The sequence below is a fragment of the Thermogemmatispora sp. genome, from assembly GCF_042408735.1.
Taxonomy (GTDB): domain Bacteria; phylum Chloroflexota; class Ktedonobacteria; order Ktedonobacterales; family Ktedonobacteraceae; genus Thermogemmatispora.
Genome location: NZ_JBHOQV010000006.1, coordinates 1 through 3,099 on the forward strand (window position 1 = coordinate 1; position 3,099 = coordinate 3,099).

2 protein-coding genes and 1 pseudogene are annotated in these 3,099 nt (G+C 60.1%); all 3 read left to right on the forward strand.

Annotation, left to right across the window (positions count from 1 at the left end; genetic code table 11):
- Window positions 1-589, forward strand: a pseudogene (locus ACFMO7_RS00625) (ABC transporter substrate-binding protein); the annotation flags it as partial.
- Between the two features lie 598 nt (window positions 590-1,187).
- A complete protein-coding gene (locus tag ACFMO7_RS00630) occupies window positions 1,188-2,324 on the forward strand; it encodes a LacI family DNA-binding transcriptional regulator (protein ID WP_376793606.1) in 1,137 nt (378 codons plus the stop codon).
- 305 nt (window positions 2,325-2,629) lie between these two features.
- Window positions 2,630-3,099: ABC transporter substrate-binding protein (locus ACFMO7_RS00635; protein WP_376793607.1), on the forward strand; the 470-nt coding region annotated here is incomplete at its 3' end.

Below are 3,099 nucleotides of genomic sequence, written 5' to 3' on the forward strand. Positions count from 1 at the left end.
CTTCTATGACTCCAGCGGCAAGGTCCTCGGCTTCTCCATCATCGTCCCCAGCAGTTGGTCTGACTGGGCGCAGGACGTCCAGTTCATCGTCAACGACCTCAACAAGGCCGGCATCAAGGCCACGATGAACGGGGTGGCCGATGCCAACACCTACTTCAGCGCCATCTATGGAGGCAACTACGAGGCGGCCATCGGCTGGACGGATAAGGGTCCCACGCCCTACTATCCCTACCGCGACATGCTCAGCAGCAGCAACTCCGCCCCTCTGGGGAAAGCGGTCTCGGGAACCAACTTCGGGCGCTGGGATACGCACACCGCAGGCACGCTGGCGACCCAGGTTGATCGGCTGCTCAAGCAATATATCTCGACGACCAACCTGACCATCCAGAAGCAGGCCATTCAGGGGATCGAGAAGATCATGGTCGAGCAGCTGCCGGCCATTCCGCTGACGGTCAATGTGGACTGGGACGAGCACACGACCAGGCACTGGGTCGGCTGGCCTGACGATAGCAATCCCAATATCGTTGTCCCCACTTATCAGGTGCCCGATGCGGTCAGCGTGATCCTGCATCTGAAGCCAGCTCCTTGAGTTCTCCCCGGCCAGGCGCCGATCAGTCGAGGCCGTCTGACCTGGGACCTCAGCAGGCCCGAGTGGGCCAGGCTCTCCGCTCTGCCCCGACAGGGCCGACGAGCCTGGCCCACCCTGGCCTCTCCCCAGGGACAGCAGGGACCAGCTCGCCTTCTTTGTCTTGTCTGCCCCACCGGCAAGGCTGCCGTTTTTTTTCGTTGCCGGCCTTCCCCGCACAGGCGAAGTGGCTAGGAAAAAATGGGGATAGATTTATAAGGCAAGTAGGTCTTATCATACTCTTCGGTTGAGTGTGGTTGAGGAGGCAGAGAGAGAGTTAGTAGGGACACCAAAGCAAGCCCGGCATGGAGGGCCTAGTGAACATTCCCCCGAAAAGAAAAGCAGAGAGAGGGATCTCTGGCGATTTAGGCCCCACTGCGGCAAGGCGAATCTGAGATTCGTTGGCGCTCCATATCGTGTGCCATCACCTATTGACAAGGTGGGGTTCTTCGGTTACAATTTTCGTAATCGTTTACGGTATCGATCTCGTGAACGGTTACAACCTATTTCGGGGAGGCCCTCAAGGATGAAGGGCCTGCGCGTGAGCGTGAGAAGGACTGCAATGGCCGAGAAGCTGACGATTCGGGACATAGCCCGCCTGGCGGGAGTTTCCAAAGCAACAGTTTCGCGAGTACTCAATCAGAAGCCGGACGTGGACCCTGCGACCCGTGAGCGCATTCTGCGTGTCATGGAAGAGCAAGGGTTTGTGCCCAACATCGCCGCTTCCGGCCTGGCAGGTGGGCGCAGTCGGCTACTGGGCGCCCTTATTCCTTCTCTCACCTGGCCACTCATCCCGGAGCTGATGAGAGGCGTTGGAGAGGTTGTCGGGGCGACCCCTTACGAGTTGATTCTCTACAGTATCAACGATGTCAACCACGAGAAGGACCGCAGCGACATCATCAGCCGTATTGTCCGCACGCGGCTGGTGAGCGGGCTACTAGCCGTTTTCCCTGGTCCATCGGCCAAGTATCTGGCGGCGCTCCATTCGCGTTCCTTCCCCGTGCTGCTCATTGATGATCAGGGCATTCCGCCAGAGAACACGCCCTGGATCAGCGTAGATAATCGTGTAGGGGCTTACGAGGCCACCCGTCATCTCATCCGCCTTGGACACCGGCGTATCGCCCATATCCAGGGGCCGCTCAAGTACCAGGTCTCGCACGATCGTTATCGGGGCTACTGCGATGCCCTGGAGGAGGCGGGCATCCCCCTGGATCCGGCGCTGGTTCTGGAGGGCGACTTCATGCCACAGACGGGGCGAGCCTGCGCCAACGCTTTCTTCGATCTGCCTCCCGAGAGACGGCCAACCGCCATTTTTGCCGGTAGCGACTACATGGCCTATGGAGCGATCGCTGCCGCGGAGCAGCGTGGCCTGCGCGTGCCAGACGACGTGGCTGTCGTCGGTTTCGACGATAACCCGTCCTCGGCCCACATGGAGCCACCGCTGACAACGGTGCGCCAGCCCTTCTATGAGATGGGGCGCCGCGCCGCGGAAATGCTCCTGGCCTTTGTTGAGGTTCCCCGCATGATGCAACACCCGAGCCAGAACGGTCAGTTCGCCAGCGTCTCTCCCTCAGCGGCGGTCTTGGATTTGCCCGTGCGGGTGAAGATGCCTACGAGCCTGATCATTCGCGCCTCCTGCGGGGCCTCTCGTCATCTTCATTCCCCATCCGAACAAGGAGGTGGTGATCGCTCTCGCTGAGCTGAGCAGCAAGGAGGCCGCCTGTCCCTGCACCTCCCGCCGCCCTCTCAGCCAGAGCAGCGCCTGCCAACCCATCAGCAGGGATGCTCACCTGCACAACAGGTTCTAGCAGCGAAACTCGCCTGGACAGTATTTACCGACTCGATGTCTGGGAGCAACAGTGACTGCCGGCTTGCTGTCCTGTAAACCGGTCGATCTGTTGTCTGGTTGGCATTTTGTCCCTTTCTGGCACCCGAACTTTGTCGCCTGTAGGGAAAATGGTCCAAATGATCGCCTGATTTCTACTCTTGGTTTCAGGAGGTTCTATGCGTTCGTATCTGGCATCGTCACCACGTCGGCATCGCTTTGCCTTCGGGCTGGTGTCGCTGCTGCTCCTGCTCGGTCTCCTGCTGACCGCCTGCGGCGGTAGCGGAACAGGAGGCCCATCGGCGGGTTCTAAGACGGACACGCTCAATGTGCTGCCGGCCCCGAATGGTCCCAACGCCGATCTCTTCAACCCCTTCTTTAACTACAACACTCCCGCCGCCTGGGGCGCTCAGGGCCTCCTCTACGAGGGGCTTTATCGCACCAATCTTTATACGGGCAACTACGAGCCATGGCTGGCGACCAGCTATGACTTCTCCAGCGATGGTTCCCAGTTGACCTTCCACCTGCGCCCCAACGTCAAGTGGAACGACGGCCAGCCCTTCACCAGCGCCGACGTCAAGTTCACCTTCGACTTCATCAAGGCCCATCCCGCCCTCGACCAGGGCGGCGTGCTCCCGCTGGTCAAGGA